This window comes from Duganella levis, from assembly GCF_009857605.1.
Classification (GTDB): Bacteria; Pseudomonadota; Gammaproteobacteria; order Burkholderiales; family Burkholderiaceae_D; genus Rugamonas; species Rugamonas levis.
In genome coordinates this window covers 17,750-33,602 of record NZ_WWCT01000029.1, presented here as the reverse complement: position 1 = coordinate 33,602, position 15,853 = coordinate 17,750, and the positions used below count along the sequence as shown (strand labels likewise).

Here is a 15,853-nt window from a genome sequence, read left to right as displayed (position 1 = left end):
GTTTGTAGTTTAATTCTGACAGTGACTCCGAAAAATGATCTGCTTGCGTTATGATGATTTTCAAGGAAGAGATAAGCGACTTATTAACCGGGGAATATCATCATGCGATTAACTGAATTGCCTATTGCAACCAAGCTGGCGGCCTCATTCTGTGCGGTTTTGTCCATGACAGCCATTGTGGGAATATTTTCTATTGTGGAATTGTCGCAAGTGAATGAAATATCGACACGATTATCTTCGCGCTGGTTACCAAGTGTGAGAATTATTGAGGATATAAAATCTCAAATAGCGCGAATACGCACACGGGAGTTTCAATATATTATCTCCAGCGATGCCAGTGAGATGGATAAATACGATAAAGTCATCGCCACCGATCTGGATGACCTGAAAAAGATGCAGGATGAATATCAGGCGCTGATGGAAACGCCGGATGAGAAAGCCATGTATGCGCAGATTACCGAGCAGTGGGGGCGTTATATGGAGGAAGACGCCAAGATCCGCGCCGCCATGCGCGCCGGTGATGTGGAAAAAGCCAAGAAGCTGATTCGCGGCGACTCGAACAAGTTAATCGTCTCGATGCGCGGCCAAGTGGACAAGCTGGTCAACTTCTACAGCCAGGGCGGCAAGGAGGCGGCGGCTGAAGGCGTGAAACGTTATTCGTCGTCGCGGGTGCTGATTATTACGCTGATGCTGGTCAGCGTGGTGCTGGGTGCGGCCGGCGCGTTCCTGATCACGCGCCGCTTGATGCGTAGCCTGGGCGGCGAGCCGGCGTATGCGGTGGATATCGTCAACCGCATCGCTGCCGGCGACCTGTCGGCGCAGGTGGAACTGCGCTCGGGCGATAGCCGCAGCCTGCTGTTCGCTATGAAGACCATGCGCGACAACCTGGCCAAGATTGTCACCGACGTGCGCGGCTCGACCCATGTGATTGCGTCGGCCTCGGGCCAGATCGCGGCCGGCAACCTGGATCTGTCCTCGCGCACCGAGCAGCAAGCCAGTTCGCTGGAGGAGACTGCGGCGTCGATGGAGGAGTTGACGTCCACCGTGCGGCAGAATTCCGACGCGGCGGCGGAAGCCAACCAGCTGGCCGGTTCCGCCTCCGACGTTGCGCAGGCGGGCAGCGAGGTAGTGGGCCGCGTGGTGAATACGATGGAGTCGATCAATGCGTCGTCACGCAAGATCGGCGACATCATCACGGTCATTGACGGCATCGCGTTCCAGACAAATATCCTGGCCCTGAACGCGGCAGTGGAGGCGGCGCGCGCCGGTGAGCAGGGACGCGGCTTTGCGGTGGTGGCGTCGGAAGTGCGCAATCTGGCGCAGCGTTCGGCCGGCGCGGCGCGCGAGATCAAGGAGTTGATCGGCAATTCGGTCACGCAGGTGGAGGAGGGCAGCAAGCTGGTGGCGGAAGCCGGCACCACGATGGAGCGCGTGGTCTCCAGCGTGCAGCGCGTGACTGATCTGATTTCCGAGATCACCAATGCGGGCCGCGAGCAAAGTCACGGCATCGAGCAGGTCAACCAGGCCATCGCGCAGATGGATACGGTGACGCAGCAGAATGCGGAACTGGTGCAGCAGGCGGCGACGGCGGCGCAGAGCATGCAGGAGCAGGCGACGTCGCTGGCGGAGCTGGTCAGCGTGTTCCAGCTTAACTCGCACGAGGAGGGCGCGCTGCGGCGGCTGACGGCGCCCTCGCCACAGCCCCGCCAATTGTCCATGACAAAATAGGCTTTGTAGCGGGTTTGCTGATATACTGTATGAAAACACAGTATATCGGGAATGCGATGGAGATCAAGGACAAGCTGGAAATCCTGGCCGATGCGGCTAAATACGACGCCTCGTGCGCCAGCAGTGGCGCGCCGAAGCGCGACTCCATCGGCAAGGGCGGGTTTGGCGCGACTACCGGCATGGGCATCTGCCACAGCTACACGCCGGATGGACGCTGCGTCTCGCTGCTGAAGATCCTGCTGACCAATTACTGTTTGTACGACTGCCAGTATTGCGTGAACCGGCGCAGCTCCAATGTGCCGCGTGCGCGCTTTGCGGTGGCCGAGGTGGTGCGGCTGACCACTGATTTTTATCTCCGCAATTACATCGACGGGCTGTTTCTCAGCTCGGGCATCATCCAGTCGGCCGACTACACCATGGAGCAGCTGGTGCAGGTGGCGCGTGAGCTGCGCGAGGTGCATCAGTTTCGCGGCTATATCCATCTGAAGACGATACCGGATGCCGATCCGGCGCTGATCGAGGCGGCGGGGCGCTATGCGGACCGGCTGAGCGTCAACATCGAGCTGCCGACCCAGGACAGCGTGCAGAAGCTGGCACCGGAGAAGAGCGTTCATACGATCAAGCTGGCCATGGGCTCGATCCGCCGCAAGCTGGATGAGAAGGCGGAGGAACCGAAGTCGCCGCGCTTTGCGCCGGCTGGGCAAAGCACGCAGATGATCGTCGGCGCCGACGCCAGCGATGACCAGCAGATTTTGTCGACGGCGGAGACGCTGTATGGCAGCTATAAGCTCAAGCGCGTCTACTACTCGGCGTTTAGTCCGATTCCGCAAAGTCCGAAGAGCGTGCCGCTGGCGCCGCCGCCGATGATGCGCGAGCATCGGCTGTATCAGGCGGACTTCCTGATGCGCAGTTATGGCTTTCAGGCGCAGGAGTTGCTGCCGGCCAGCGGCGGCAATCTGGCGCTGGATATTGATCCCAAGCTGGCGTGGGCGCTGGCGCATCGCGAGCATTTTCCATTGGACCTGAATCGTGCGGAACCGCACATGATCGCGCGCGTGCCTGGCATAGGATTACGCAATGCGCAGCGCATTGTGGACCTGCGCCGCTTGCGGCAGGTGCGCTATGCGGACTTGTCGCGTTTGCGTTGCAGTATGAAGAAGATTTCGCCGTTTATCATCACGGCGGATTATTTTCCTGCGCGTGACGCCAGTCCGTCCGAGCATCTGCGGCGGTCGATGGCGGAGGCGCCGCAGCAAATGAATTTGTGGCCGGAGTTACAGGCGGCATGATGCGCAAGGTGGTGCAGTCGTTTGATGAGTGGCGGGCGGCGGTAAGGGAGTTGGTCGCGCACGGTGTGCCGCCGGAGTCGGTGGAGTGGGCTGGCAGCGAGGACGAGGGCGATTTGTTCTCGTCAGCCGTCGCCGCGCCCGCGTCCGGCGCCGCCGCGCCGTCGTGCGCACCAACGGCCGCGTTGCGCCTGCCGCGCGAGCTGGTGGAGATGCTGGCCAGCGCCGCCTGCTTCAGCGCTGCCGACCGCTGGGCCTTTCTGTACAAGGTAGTCTGGCGCTGGCAGCTGGGTGAGCGCGATGTGATGTCGGCCGCCGATCCGGACGGCGCGCGCCTGTACACCATGGTCAAAGCCGTCCGCCGCGAGGAGCACGACATGCATGCCTATGTACGATTCCGCGAACGCAAGGAGGAAGACGGCGCGCCGCGCTTCGTCGCCTGGTTCGAGCCGACACACGCAGTGCTGCCGCAAGTCGCCCGGCACTTCGCCCGCCGCATGGGCCACGCCACCTGGATGATCGCCACACCCGCCGCCACCGTGCTGTGGGACGGCCAGCAACTGCACGACGCACCGCCACGTATGAGCAGCGCCGCCGACATCGACGACGCCGGCGAAGCGCTGTGGCTCACCTACTACCGCAGCATCTTCAACCCCGCGCGCCTGAACGCCGATCTGCTGCGCAGTCATATTCCGTCGCGCTTCTGGAAGAATCTGCCCGAAGGCGCCATCGTGCCGACCATGATCAGCGCCGCCGCCAACGGCGACCGGCGCACCGGCCAGACCAACACCGTCGGCCAGCGCAGCGGCGCCACTACCATCGCGGTGACGGCGGAACGCGCGCAACCGCAACGCGAACAACCGGACACGCTGGACCAATGCCGCCGCTGCGAACTATGGCGCAACGCCACGCAAGCCGTGCCGGGTGTTGGCCCGCGCAAGGCGCGCATCATGCTGGTGGGCGAACAACCGGGCGACCAGGAGGACCTGCAAGGCCTGCCGTTTGTCGGTCCCGCCGGCGCGGTGCTGGACCGCGCGCTGGCCGAAGCCGGCGTGGCGCGCGACAGTGTCTACCTGACCAACGCCGTCAAGCACTTCAAGTGGGAGCTGCGTGGCAAGCGCCGGCTGCACAAGACACCGGCGCAGCGCGAAGTCAGCGCATGCCACGTCTGGCTGGAGCAGGAAATGGAGAAGGTCAAGCCGGAAGTGGTGGTGGCGTTGGGTGCAACGGCATTGAAGTCGGTGCTACAGGATGGCAGCGCGACCATGAGCGCCGTGATCGATGCGCCATTCCAGCATGAAGGACGCTGGGTGGTGGCGGTCTACCACCCGTCCTTCGTGCTGCGCGCGCGGGATGAGGAAAGCCGCCAGCAGGCCTACGACGTAATTGTCGCCGGCCTGCGGCAGGCACTTACACTGGGGCCGGCTCGTTCCGGTTGATGCGGCTGATGCCGACGATTAGGCGATATGCCTTCCACAGCCAGGCGCCGATCCAGATCAGCCACGCCACCGGAATGCCGATGAACGTCATGAAGAACACGGCGCCGACCACCACCCACACCACATACCACCAGAACGAACGAATCATCCAGGTGTGATGGCTGTGCACGAAGCTGCCCTCGGTACTGGGCCGTTGCAGGTAGTTGAGTATCAACGGGATGATGGAGAACGCGCCGAGCGAAAATACAAAGCTGACCGCGTGGATCACATACAGCCACCATGCGGTGGTCTTGGCCGATTCCAGGCGGCCTTCCAATACGAGTTCTTGCGACATGATCTCTCCTTTCCTTAGTGATGGCTTGAGTATAGCTAGCCGGCGGCCGGCGTGTCGCACAGTGTCCGCCGCAGGAAGGCGGTCACGTCGGCGAAGAAAGCGGGCTGGATGCTTTCGCGGTCGAACCCCTCCGGGTCTTGCGACGGCTTGAAGTTCGGCTTCGTCATCTCCGGCGGGAATTTGCTCATGAAGGCGAAGTGGCCGCCACCCGGAATATCCTTGTGCTCGACCAGCGACGGCTCGGCCACGCCTTCGATAATCTTGTGCGCATGCTCGATCGGCGTAACGTCGTCCTTCTCGCCAGTGCGGATCAGAATCGGCACCCGCACCGGCCGCAGCGAACCGGCGATGAACCAGAACGTGGCGGGATTGAGCAGCACCAGTGAACGGATGCGCGCATCGGGCGTGACCGGCACTGGCTCCGGCAGCGCATTGGAGTCCTTACGTTCATAAGGGCCGGTCCACGGCAGGCCGCCGGCCGCTGCCAGCGCGGTGTAGCCGCCAATCGAGTGGCCGATGATCGCCACGCCATTGCGGCTGACGTGCGGCGCCAGCGTGGCATCGGCCAGCACCGCGTCGATGGTCAGCGTGATGTGGCGCGGACGGTTGGCCAGGTTGGCGGCGGTGCCGGCCAGCGAATTATCGTTGCGGGTGTTGCCCGTGTGGGCGGGCAGGGCGACCACAAAGCCCGACAGCGCCAGGTGCTTGGCCAGTTGGCGATACGCCCACGGCGTGCCGGAATGGCCGTGTGAGATCACCACCAGCGGGTAGGCGCCAACGGCCGGCGCGGCGTTGCTGGCCACGTCCAGCGAATAAGGGCCAAAGTGTTCGGTATGTTCTTCGCCAAGTGCGGGATAAAGCACAGCCAGCGCAATGTCCGCGCCCTGTACAGCATCATGCACCTTGCTTACGCGGCAGCCGCAACTCAAATTCATGCTTGATCCTTTTTCGCATAGAATGCAACGATGATGATTATATAAGGAGCAGCGACGATGGCGAAACCAGTATCGGTGCTGTTTGTCTGCATGGGTAATATCTGCCGTTCGCCGACGGCGGAGGGTGTGTTCCGGCAGCGCGTGGAGGCGGCCGGCTTGAGCGACCGCTTTGTCATCGACTCGGCCGGCACACATGGCTACCATATCGGCGCGCCGCCGGATGAGCGTTCAATGGAGTATGCGTCGCGGCGCGGTTACGATTTGTCGGCGCAGCGTTCGCGCAAGGTGACGGCGCAGGACTTTGAAGACTTCGATCATGTGCTGGCGATGGATCACGATAACCTCAAGCTGCTGCTAGCAGCGTGTCCGCCGCAGCACCGCCACAAGCTGGGCATGATGATGGCGCACGCCACCCACAGCGGCGTGGACGCGGTGCCTGATCCTTACTACGGCGGTGGGCGCGGCTTCGACGATGTGCTGGATTATCTGGAAGACGCCAGCGACGGATTGCTTGCAACATTGAAGGGAAAGTAAGCAGCGCACTTTGAGGTATCATGGTCCTGACTACGCTTTGAAGCATAGGAGATCCCTTGGAACAGCCCGGTATTCCCCTCAATGAAACCGTCCGGCTTGCAAGTCTCAAGTCGCTTAATGTGCTCGACACGCCGGCCGAAGAACGCTTCGACCGCGTCACCCGCATGGCACGGCGCATGTTCCGCGTGCCGGTTGCGCTGGTCAGCATCGTCGATGAAAACCGCCAGTGGTTCAAGTCCGCGCAAGGGCTGGATGCCTGCGAGACGCCGCGCGATGTCTCTTTCTGCGGCCACGCCATCCTTGGCGACGATATTTTTTTGATTCCCGATGCGCTGGCCGACCAGCGCTTTGCCGATAACCCGCTGGTCACCGGCGCGCCGCATGTGCGCTTCTATGCCGGCTGTCCGCTGCGTGCACCCGACGGCAACAAGGTCGGCACGCTGTGCATCATCGACCACGTGCCGCGCGAATTCGACCAGGACGATGCACTGGCGTTGCGCGACCTGGCGGCGATGATTGAGGACGAGCTGACGGCGTTTCAGACCTCCACTACCGATGACCTGACGCAGATATCCAACCGGCGCGGCTTTTTGCAATTGGCGGAGTATGGTTTGAATTTCTGTGTACGCAATCGTCAGCCGGCGGCGCTGGCGTTTATCGACCTAGATCGCTTCAAGCCGATCAACGACCAGTTCGGGCATGCGGAAGGGGATATTGCGCTGGCGGCGTTTGCGGAGGTGATGCAGGCCAGCTTCCGCAGCACGGACTTGTTTGCGCGGCTGGGAGGCGATGAATTCGTCGTGCTGCTGACCGGCGCCGGCAAGAGCGATGCGGAGCAGGTGTTGTACAAATTCGGCAGCCTGCTGACCGACTACAACGGCAGAGCGAAGCGGGGCTACGATTTGCAGTTTTCTGCCGGCGTGGTGGAGTTTGACCCGGCCGCGCCGCAGTCAGTGGAGGCGCTGCTGGCCGCCGGCGACGCGCAGATGTACGCGATCAAGGCGGCCAAGAAGCGCCGGCATTAGATTACGTCAGCAGCGGCAGGATGCCATCGAGGCCGACGAAATTGAGCGCGACGTTGGCCTGCTCGCGCACCACCGGCTTGGCGCGGAATGCCACCGACATGCCGGAGATGCTCATCATCTTCAGGTCATTTGCGCCGTCGCCCATCACAATCGCTTGCGATGGCGAGATGCCCAGCTCCGCGCACACGCGATCCACTGTGCGCTTTTTCTCTTCGGCGTCGACGATGCCCCCCACTACCTTGCCGGTCAGTTTGCCGTCGACGATTTCCAGCTCATTGGCGTGGGTGTAGTCCAGGCCCAGGCGCTTTTTCAGGCGCTCGGTGAAGAAGGTGAAGCCGCCCGACACCAGCAGCGTTTTCAGGCCGGCCGCCTGCACCGCCTTCAGCATGGTCTCGGCGCCCGGCGACAGTTGCAGCCGTTCGTCGTACACGCGCTCCAGCGCCGAGGCATCCAGGCCTTGCAGCAGCGCCACGCGGCGTTGCAGGCTTTCGGCGAAATCCAGTTCGCCGCGCATGGCCGCTTCGGTGATCTCCGATACTTGCGCTTTCAAACCCTGCATGTCGGCGATTTCGTCGATGCACTCGATGGTGATCAGCGTCGAATCCATGTCCATGGCCACCAGCTTGTAGTCGCTCATCTTGTGCATGCCGATCGAGTAGGTGGCGTCCAGCTGCGCGGCTTGCGCCGCCACTTCGATGGTCTGGCGCAGCGCCGGCGAAAAGGCGATGCCTTCGCAGCGCAGCGCGCGCTCGCCCAGCCAGGTCAGGTTGGCGGACGCGGTGAGGGCGCTGATGCGCTCCAGCCGCGCCTTGCAATCGCCGACCCCTTGCAGGACGAGGTTCATGGCGGTTTTTGCGTTAGTCATGTGCGTTAATGTAGTTGAGGTAGTCGTTAAGCGGTCAATTGTTTGATGGCGGCCTTGATCTGCGTGACGCGCGCCGCCAGGTCGGGCATGGCGGCGGTGATCTTCAGTTTATCCTGTCCATTCAATTTGATCTGACGATTTTTCTGGATCAGCTCAATGATGCGCATCGGGTCGATCGGTGGCTTGGCCATGAACTGTAGGCTTGCCGCCTCGGTATGGGCGTCGATCTTGATGATGCCCACCGTCTTGGCGGCGATGCGCAGGCGGTGCGTTTCGATCAGCGCCTTGACCGGGTCCGGCAGCTTGCCGAAACGGTCGATCAGCTCTTCCTGCATGTCGTCGATTTTGCCTTGCGTTTCGCAATTCGCCATGCGCTTGTAGATCGATAGCCGTTCGTGGACGTCGCCGCAAAAATCGGCCGGCAGCAGCGCCGGAACGTGCAAATTGATTTCGGTGGTGGTCGACAGCGGCGCCGCCAGGTCCGGCTCCTTGCCGGCCTTGAGCGAGCGCACCGCTTCGTTCAGCATGTCCGAGTACAGCTGGAAGCCGATCTCGGTCATCTCGCCGGACTGGTTGTCGCCGAGGACTTCGCCGGCGCCACGGATTTCCAGATCGTGCATGGCCAGATAGAAGCCGCTGCCCAGTTCTTCCATCTGCTGGATGGCGTCCAGGCGGCGCTGCGCCTGTTTGGTCAGCGACTGCACATCGTGCACCAGCAGGTAGGCATAGGCCTGGTGGTGCGAACGGCCGACGCGCCCGCGCAGCTGGTGCAACTGCGCCAGGCCGAATTTGTCGGCGCGGTGCATGATGATGGTGTTCGCGGTCGGCACGTCGATACCGGTTTCGATAATCGTGGTGCACAGCAGGATGTTGTAGCGCTGGGCGACGAAATCGCGCATCACTTTTTCCAGGTCGCGCTCGTGCATCTGGCCGTGGGCCACGGCGATGCGCGCTTCCGGCAGCAGCTCGGTCAGCATCGCCATGCGGTTCTGGATGGTTTCAACCTCGTTGTGCAGGAAGTAGACCTGGCCGCCGCGCTTCAGCTCACGCAGGCAGGCCTCGCGGATGATCGACTCGCCCTCGCTGCGCACGAAGGTCTTGATCGCCAGCCGCTTTTGCGGCGCGGTGGCGATGACCGAGAAGTCGCGCAGGCCTTCCAGCGCCATGCCCAGCGTACGCGGGATCGGCGTGGCGGTCAGCGTCAGCACGTCGACTTCGGCGCGCAGCGATTTCAGGGTTTCTTTCTGGCGCACGCCGAAGCGGTGCTCCTCGTCGATGATCACCAGCCCAAGGCGGGTGAACTTGACGTCGTCCGACAGCAGCTTGTGGGTGCCGATGATGATGTCCAGCGTGCCGTCGGCCATGCCCTTGATCGCCTGTGCGATCTCTTTGCCGGTGCGGAAGCGCGACATTTCGGCGATGCGCACCGGCCAGTCGGCGAAGCGGTCGGCGAAAGTTTGCGCATGCTGTTCGGCCAGCAGCGTGGTCGGCGCGAGGATGGCGACCTGCTTGCCGCCCATGACGGCGATGAACGCTGCACGCAGCGCCACCTCGGTCTTGCCGAAGCCAACGTCGCCGCACACCAGGCGGTCCATCGGTTTGCCCGAGGTCATATCCTTGATGACGTTGTTGATGGCTTCCTGCTGGTCCGGCGTTTCGTCGAAGCCGAAGCTGTCGGCGAAGCGTTCGTAGTCGTGCGCCGAATACTCGAACGAATGGCCCTGGCGCAGCGCGCGGCGGGCGTAGAGGTTGAGCAGTTCGGCGGCGGTGTCGCGCACCTGTTCGGCGGCGCGGCGCTTGGCTTTTTCCCATTGGCCGGAGCCCAGCGTGTGCAGCGGCGCGTCGTCCGGCGAGGCGCCGGAGTAGCGCGAGATCACGTGCAGCTGCGACACCGGCACATACAGCTTGGTCTCTTTGGCGTATTCGAGGTGCAGGAATTCGGCGTCGCCTTCGCCCAGGTCCATGCTGGTCAGGCCCATGTAGCGGCCGATGCCGTGATTGATGTGCACTACCGGGTCGCCGATCTTCAGCTCCGACAGGTCGCGCACCATCGACTCGACCTGGGTGACGGCTTCCTGTTTTTTCTTGCCGGCGCGGCGGCCGGAGCCGGCGTACAACTCGGTCTCGGTGATGAAGATCAGCGGCTTGCCGTCGACCGACAGCTCGAAGCCGGCGTGCAGCGGCGCCACGCCCAGCGCCAGTTTGGCGTCCGAGGCGATAAAGCCGTCGAAGCCTTCCACCGCCGCCAGTTCCAGGCCGTATTCGGTGAAGTACTGTTGCAGCGTTTCGCGGCGGCCGTTGGATTCGGCGCAGATCATCACGCGCGCGCCGGACTGCATCAGGTAGGCGCGCAGATTGGTCAGCGGGTCGTCCAGGTGGCGGTTGACGGCGATGTTGGGCACCGGCGCCGACAGCTCGGAAGCGCCGGCGTCCGCGTTCTGGCGGATGGCGATCTGCGGCGCTGGCTTGGCTAGCACGAAGAACTGTTCGTCGGTCAGGAATAGCTGTTCCGGCGCCATGATCGGGCGTTCGCGGTCGGCTTTCAGGAAGCGGTAGCGCGAGCCGGTGTCGGTCCAGAAGCGCTTGATGGCGGCTTCGATGTCGCCGACGGTGGCCACCACCGCGCCCGCAGGCAGGTAGTCGAACAGCGTCGCGGTCTGGTCGAAGAACAGCGGCAGATAGTATTCAATGCCGGCCGAGGCGATGCCGGCGCTGATGTCCTTGTACACCACTGAGCGCGACGGATCGCCCTCGAAGTGTTCGCGCCAGCGGTTGCGGAAAGCGGTGCGCGACGCCTCGTCCATCGGGAATTCGCGGCCCGGCAGCAGGCGCACCTGCTTGACCGGGTACAGCGAACGCTGGGTGTCGGCGTCGAAGGTGCGGATGGTTTCGATGGTGTCGCCGAACAGGTCGAGGCGATACGGCAGCGCGGAACCCATCGGGAACAGGTCGATCAAGCCGCCGCGCACCGAGTATTCGCCGGGCGACATCACTTGCGTGACGTGGGTGTAGCCGGCCAGCGTCAGTTGCGCTTTCAGGCGCGCTTCGTCCAGCGACTCGCCCTGCTGGAAAAAGAAGGTGTAGGCGGCCAGGAAGGACGGCGGCGCCATGCGCACCAGCGCGGTGGTGGCCGGCACCAGCATGACGTCGCACTGGCCGCTGGAGATTTCGTGCAGCGTGGCCAGGCGCTCGGACACCAGGTCCTGGTGCGGCGAGAAGGCGTCGTAGGGCAGCGTTTCCCAGTCGGGCAGCAGGTGGCAGCGTAGCTGCGCGCCGCCGAACCACGGGATTTCGTCCAGCAGGCGCTGGGCGTCGCTGGCGTTGGCGACCACGATGGCCAGCATCTGGCCGCGGGATTTGAGTTCGAGCGCGATTTGCGCCAGGGCGTACGCGTCCGCCGAGCCATGCAGCGCGGGCAGGGCAAAGCGGTTGCCGGGTTTTGGGATGGATTTAGTTAAGGCTGACGACACAACACACATTCAACGGTTATCCAGGCATCGCCCGGGTGGCCATGCCGCTCACGACATTATAGACGAAGCCCCGGTTTTTAGAGTTAGCGGTTGGCGATGCCGAACGGGATGTGCACCATCGGGATGTTGCCGGCCGGCGACTGCAGGTGGCTGAGCTGGTCGTCGAAGAACATATGCGGTTTGAAGATGCCCAGCACCCGCGCTTTTTCCATGCCGCCCAGGAAGAAAGTTTCGTTGGCCGACACGCCCCAGCTTTTCAGCGTGGTCACCACCCGCTCGTGCGACGGCGCGCTGCGCGCCGTGATAATGGCGATGCGCAGGATTTTCTTGTAGGCCGGATCGGCGCGCTGGGCGTCTTCCTCCAGCTGCTGCATCAGCGACAGCTTGCGGAACAAATCGGCCAGCGGACCTGGCTGGTGCGGGATGGCGACACGCTCGGTCTCGTGCGCGTGGAATTCGCTGACGTCGTTATTGCGCTTGAAGATAGTTTCAGATTCGTCGTCAGCGATCACGCCGTCAAAGTCGAAGGCGATGCGCAGTTCGCCGTCAGTCTCGTCATCCTCGGTGCGCGACGGCAGCACCAGGCCGGCCGGATACTGCGCGGCCAGCGCGCGCTTGACATCTTCCTCGTTGGCCGACAGGAACAGCGAGGTGTTGAACGCCGGCAGGTAACGGTACGGCGATTCGCCGGTCAAAAAGCAGGCGCGTGAGATGTCCAGGCCGTAGTGGGCGATCGAGTTCATCACCCGCAGCCCGGTTTCCGGCGAATTGCGCGAGAACAGCACCACTTCCACCGGCGCGCTTTGCGGGTGGAATTTGTTGATGTTGAGGAAGCGGCGGATGAAGGGGAAGGCGACGCCCTTGTCCAGCACGGTGGACAGTTGGGCTTCCTGATACTTGCGGTAGGCTTCGGCGCCGTGTTCCAGATACACCTGGTGCGAGGCGGTCAGGTCAAACAGGGCGCTGGAGGCGATGCCGATCACCAGCTTGTGCTCGATAGGATAGGGCATGGAACGACAGGGAATGGATGATGTGCGTTACTGTACCCGATTCGGGGCGGGCGGTTAGATTTCTTTTCTGCAATTTAATTATTGCCTCTAAGCAGTCACTGCGCTACATTGACAGTTCATTACATGGATGCTGGCGTGCTGAATCTCGATACTCTTCTACTGGTGCAAGTTTGCGTGACGCTGCTGACCACGGCGTTGCTGGTGGCCTCGGCGTGTTATACCGAAAGTCCGCCCGAACAGCGCTGGTGGGCTGGTGGCAATGTGCTGGTGTGCGTCGGCCTGGCGCTGAGCACCGGCGTGTCGTTGCCGGTGTGGTTGCACGGCGTGGTGGGCTATGGCGTGATCGCCTTTGGCCTGGCGCTGGTGCTGCGCGGCCTGCGCGTGCACTGCTCCTCCAGCTTGTCGTGGAAGGCCATCGCGGTGATTACCGTGCTTGCGCTGCTGATTCCGGGCTGGTTCACGCTGGTGGCGCCGAGCTTGCGCGCGCGCCTGTGTTTTAGCGGGTTTTATTTTGCGTTGCTCAACTGGCTGTGCGCGGTGGTGGTGGCGCGTCATGGCGTGTGGCGCGTCAGCATCGTCAGCCTGACCGGGTTTAGCCTGCTGGGGCTGGCGCTGTTCCTGCGCGGCGTGCACATGCTGCTGCACAGCGATCCGGCGGACCACACCAGTTCGCTTGTGATGGGCGTAAGCACGCTGGCGATTCCGCTGGCGCAGATCTGCATCGCCTTCGGCCTGATCCAGATGGTCATGTGGCGCTATGCCGAGCGCCTGCGCCGGCTGTCGACGCTGGATGCGCTAACCGGCGCCCTGAACCGCGCCGGCCTGGAAACCCAGGGCAAGCGGGTCGGCCTGCGCGCCTTGCGTGCCGGCCGCAGCCTGGCGGTGATCATGATCGACGTCGATTACTTCAAGCAGATTAACGATAACCACGGCCATCCGGTCGGCGACGAGGTGCTGCGCCACCTGGCGCGCCTGCTCAAGCTGGAACTGCGCCCGCATGATCTGATGGCGCGCTTCGGCGGCGAGGAGTTTGTGCTGGTGCTGGACGGCGTCGACCACGCGGCGGCGCTGAATATCGCCGAGCGCGTGCGGGCCCGCATCGAGCATGAAATGGTCGAGTGGGACGGCATGTCGGTGCGCTACACGGCCAGCCTGGGCGTGGTCTGCTCGGATCAGCACAGCTATGATCTGTTCCGCCTGATTGCGGCCGGCGACGCCGCCATGTACGAGGCCAAGCGCGGCGGCCGCAATCGCGTGGCCGCCGGCTGAGACTGTGCGCGCCACGCCACACCGGGCACGAATGTGATTGACGGTTACGTTGTCGGGGTCGCATATTAGTTGGGTAGGAACAATATTCACCAAATCTAACCAATGTGCCGGAGGCCGGATGTTCAAGAATCTGCTCATCAAGTGGAAGCTGGCGACTTTGGTCGCCATTATGATGGTGGCGCTGCTGGTGGTGGGCGCGGCGGGCTATCGGGGGATTGCCAAGGTGGGCGGCGCGGTGAATGAGATCGGCGTGGTGCGCCTGCCGTCGATCCAGGGCTTGCTAGTGATGAGCGAGGGGCAGACGGCGGTGTCGGCGGCCACGCTGTATGTGGGCACCTGGTCGCACGAATACCAGTCGCAGGACAAGTTCGCCGAGGCGATCGAAATGCGCAAGAAGGCCTGGGCCAATATCGACCGCGGCTGGAAGCGCTACGAACCCTTGCCGCAGACGGCCGAGGAGTCGGTCTTGTGGAAGCAGTTCACCGGCGAGTGGGCGGCATGGAAGGCGGCCGACGACAAGCTCGGCGCCATCATCGCCAAGCTGGCGGCCAACAAGGACGAGCAGACCCAGAACGCCTTGTTCGGCGAGTTCTATCAGGTATTCAATCCATCGCGGCCGCTGTTCCAGAAGGCCGAGTCCACGCTGATGAAAATCGAGCGCTTGAATGAAGGCATTTCCGATGCCAGCGTGCAGGAGGGCATGGCGGCGGTCAGCAGCGCCGAGTGGGCGATGCTGATTGCGGCGGTGATTGCGGCAGCGGTGGCGATTGGCTGCGCGGTGTATATCGCCGGCGCCATCACCAATCCGATCAACGAGGCGGTGCGGGTGGCGCAAACGGTGGCCTCCGGCGACCTGACCAGCCACATCGAAGTCGCCACCAAAGAGGAAACCGGGCAGTTGCTGGGCGCGCTGAAGGAAATGAACGATAGCCTGATCCGCATCGTCGGCCAGGTGCGCGGTGGCACCGAGACGATTGCCACGGCGTCGGCGCAGATCGCCAGCGGCAACCTGGATTTGTCGTCGCGCACCGAGGAGCAGGCCAGTTCGCTGGAGGAGACGGCGTCGTCGATGGAGGAGTTGACCTCGACGGTGCGGCAGAATGCCGACAATGCGCGCCAGGCCAATACGCTGGCGGCGTCGGCGTCCGGGGTGGCGCAGCGCGGCGGCGAGGTGGTAGCGCGCGTGGTGCAGACCATGGATTCGATCAATGCGTCGTCGTCCAAGATTGTCGACATTATTGCGGTGATTGACGGGATTGCGTTCCAGACCAATATCTTGGCGCTGAATGCTGCGGTGGAGGCGGCCCGCGCCGGCGAGCAGGGACGTGGTTTTGCGGTGGTGGCGGGCGAGGTGCGCACGCTGGCGCATCGCTCGGCGGCGGCCGCCAAGGAGATCAAGCAACTGATCGGCGATTCGGTCGAGCAGGTCGGCGCCGGCAGCAAGCTGGTGGAAGAGGCCGGCGCGACGATGGGCGAGATCGTTACCAGCGTGCAGCGCGTGACCGATATCATGGGCGAGATCAGCATGGCGACGCAGGAGCAGAGCACCGGCATCGATCAAATCAATATGGCGGTCGGGCAGATGGATACGGTGACGCAGCAGAATGCGGCGCTGGTGGAGGAGGCTGCGGCTGCGGCGGCGTCGCTGGAGGAGCAGGCGGCGCAACTGGCGGAGGTGGTCAGCGTGTTCCGCATGGATGCAGTGTCGGCGCCGCGTGCGCCGGCGATGGCGGCGCGGCGCACGGCTACGGCCACGGTACCGGCAGCTATGGCTACGGCGAAGGCACGGCCGGCGCTGAAGTCGGCTGCGGCCAAGCCAGCGACGGCCTCAGCTTCTTCAGCGGGCAAGGCGCCGGCCCGGCAAATGGCGACGGCGGCGTCGGACGATTGGGAAGAGTTTTAACCAACAAGAACGTAAGCCACGTTTGGCGTAGTAGTACACTAAGGCAGCCTCGCGG

At 63.1% G+C, this 15,853-nt stretch carries 12 protein-coding genes; 7 read left to right on the top strand and 5 right to left on the bottom strand.

Features of this window, described 5'->3' with window-relative positions:
- Window positions 1-102: 102 nt before the first annotated feature.
- The 3 genes from GTP69_RS31760 to GTP69_RS26625 are packed head-to-tail and all read left to right on the top strand — an operon-like array spanning window position 103 to window position 4,453.
- Window positions 103-1,728 carry a methyl-accepting chemotaxis protein gene (locus tag GTP69_RS31760; protein ID WP_161057712.1) on the top strand — a complete coding sequence of 542 codons (1,626 nt, stop codon included), beginning with the start codon at window positions 103-105 and terminating at the stop codon, window positions 1,726-1,728.
- 56 nt (window positions 1,729-1,784) lie between these two features.
- On the top strand, window positions 1,785-3,017 hold the full coding sequence (locus GTP69_RS26630) for a putative DNA modification/repair radical SAM protein (RefSeq protein WP_161057750.1): 1,233 nt from the start codon (window positions 1,785-1,787) through the stop codon (window positions 3,015-3,017).
- The gene (locus GTP69_RS26625; protein ID WP_371868146.1) at window positions 3,014-4,453 is read left to right on the top strand and encodes a UdgX family uracil-DNA binding protein; all 1,440 of its coding nucleotides are present in this window, start codon (window positions 3,014-3,016) and stop codon (window positions 4,451-4,453) included. Before GTP69_RS26630 ends, GTP69_RS26625 begins: the two co-directional genes overlap by 4 nt.
- On the opposite strand, the gene GTP69_RS26620 is transcribed toward GTP69_RS26625, so the two are convergent.
- A complete protein-coding gene (locus GTP69_RS26620) occupies window positions 4,425-4,787 on the bottom strand; it encodes a DUF4870 family protein (RefSeq protein WP_161057711.1) in 363 nt (120 codons plus the stop codon). The genes GTP69_RS26625 and GTP69_RS26620 overlap by 29 nt on opposite strands.
- Window positions 4,788-4,822: 35 nt before the next feature.
- Window positions 4,823-5,722, bottom strand: coding sequence for an alpha/beta hydrolase family protein (locus GTP69_RS26615; protein ID WP_161057710.1), 900 nt, complete (start codon window positions 5,720-5,722; stop codon window positions 4,823-4,825).
- A gap of 57 nt (window positions 5,723-5,779) precedes the next feature.
- On the opposite strand from GTP69_RS26615, the gene GTP69_RS26610 reads away from it, so the two are divergent.
- Together GTP69_RS26610 and GTP69_RS26605 are read left to right on the top strand one after the other, a co-directional pair.
- Complete coding sequence (locus tag GTP69_RS26610; protein WP_161057709.1) at window positions 5,780-6,256, top strand: low molecular weight protein-tyrosine-phosphatase; 477 nt, start codon at window positions 5,780-5,782, stop codon at window positions 6,254-6,256.
- 56 nt (window positions 6,257-6,312) lie between these two features.
- Entirely contained in the window at window positions 6,313-7,281 is a 969-nt protein-coding gene (locus GTP69_RS26605; protein ID WP_161057708.1) for a sensor domain-containing diguanylate cyclase, read from the top strand.
- Between the two features lies 1 nt (window position 7,282).
- Here the strand turns inward: GTP69_RS26605 and serB are convergent, their stop codons facing one another.
- From serB to GTP69_RS26590, 3 genes are all read right to left on the bottom strand, one after another.
- Window positions 7,283-8,125, bottom strand: coding sequence for a phosphoserine phosphatase SerB (gene serB, locus GTP69_RS26600; protein ID WP_161057748.1), 843 nt, complete (start codon window positions 8,123-8,125; stop codon window positions 7,283-7,285).
- 47 nt (window positions 8,126-8,172) lie between these two features.
- Window positions 8,173-11,625, bottom strand: a complete 3,453-nt coding sequence (mfd, locus tag GTP69_RS26595) for a transcription-repair coupling factor (RefSeq protein WP_202424585.1) — start codon at window positions 11,623-11,625, stop codon at window positions 8,173-8,175.
- A gap of 74 nt (window positions 11,626-11,699) precedes the next feature.
- A complete protein-coding gene (locus GTP69_RS26590) occupies window positions 11,700-12,626 on the bottom strand; it encodes a 5'-nucleotidase (RefSeq protein WP_161057706.1) in 927 nt (308 codons plus the stop codon).
- Between the two features lie 135 nt (window positions 12,627-12,761).
- Here GTP69_RS26590 and GTP69_RS26585 point away from each other — a divergent pair, with 135 nt between their 5' ends.
- Entirely contained in the window at window positions 12,762-13,895 is a 1,134-nt protein-coding gene (locus GTP69_RS26585; RefSeq protein WP_371868138.1) for a GGDEF domain-containing protein, read from the top strand.
- Between the two features lie 118 nt (window positions 13,896-14,013).
- Window positions 14,014-15,798: a methyl-accepting chemotaxis protein gene (locus tag GTP69_RS26580; RefSeq protein ID WP_161057704.1), complete on the top strand. Its 1,785-nt coding sequence runs from the start codon at window positions 14,014-14,016 to the stop codon at window positions 15,796-15,798.
- Window positions 15,799-15,853 lie beyond the last annotated feature (55 nt).

Coding starts and splice junctions, on each gene's coding strand:
- GTP69_RS26620 (WP_161057711.1), bottom strand. CDS start 4,787: ATGTCGCAAGAACTCGTATTGGAAGGCCGCCTGGAATCGGCCAAGACC.
- GTP69_RS26610 (WP_161057709.1), top strand. CDS start 5,780: ATGGCGAAACCAGTATCGGTGCTGTTTGTCTGCATGGGTAATATCTGC.
- GTP69_RS26580 (WP_161057704.1), top strand. CDS start 14,014: ATGTTCAAGAATCTGCTCATCAAGTGGAAGCTGGCGACTTTGGTCGCC.
- GTP69_RS31760 (WP_161057712.1), top strand. CDS start 103: ATGCGATTAACTGAATTGCCTATTGCAACCAAGCTGGCGGCCTCATTC.
- serB (WP_161057748.1), bottom strand. CDS start 8,125: ATGAACCTCGTCCTGCAAGGGGTCGGCGATTGCAAGGCGCGGCTGGAG.
- GTP69_RS26625 (WP_371868146.1), top strand. CDS start 3,014: ATGATGCGCAAGGTGGTGCAGTCGTTTGATGAGTGGCGGGCGGCGGTA.
- mfd (WP_202424585.1), bottom strand. CDS start 11,625: ATGTGTGTTGTGTCGTCAGCCTTAACTAAATCCATCCCAAAACCCGGC.
- GTP69_RS26590 (WP_161057706.1), bottom strand. CDS start 12,626: ATGCCCTATCCTATCGAGCACAAGCTGGTGATCGGCATCGCCTCCAGC.
- GTP69_RS26615 (WP_161057710.1), bottom strand. CDS start 5,722: ATGAATTTGAGTTGCGGCTGCCGCGTAAGCAAGGTGCATGATGCTGTA.
- GTP69_RS26630 (WP_161057750.1), top strand. CDS start 1,785: ATGGAGATCAAGGACAAGCTGGAAATCCTGGCCGATGCGGCTAAATAC.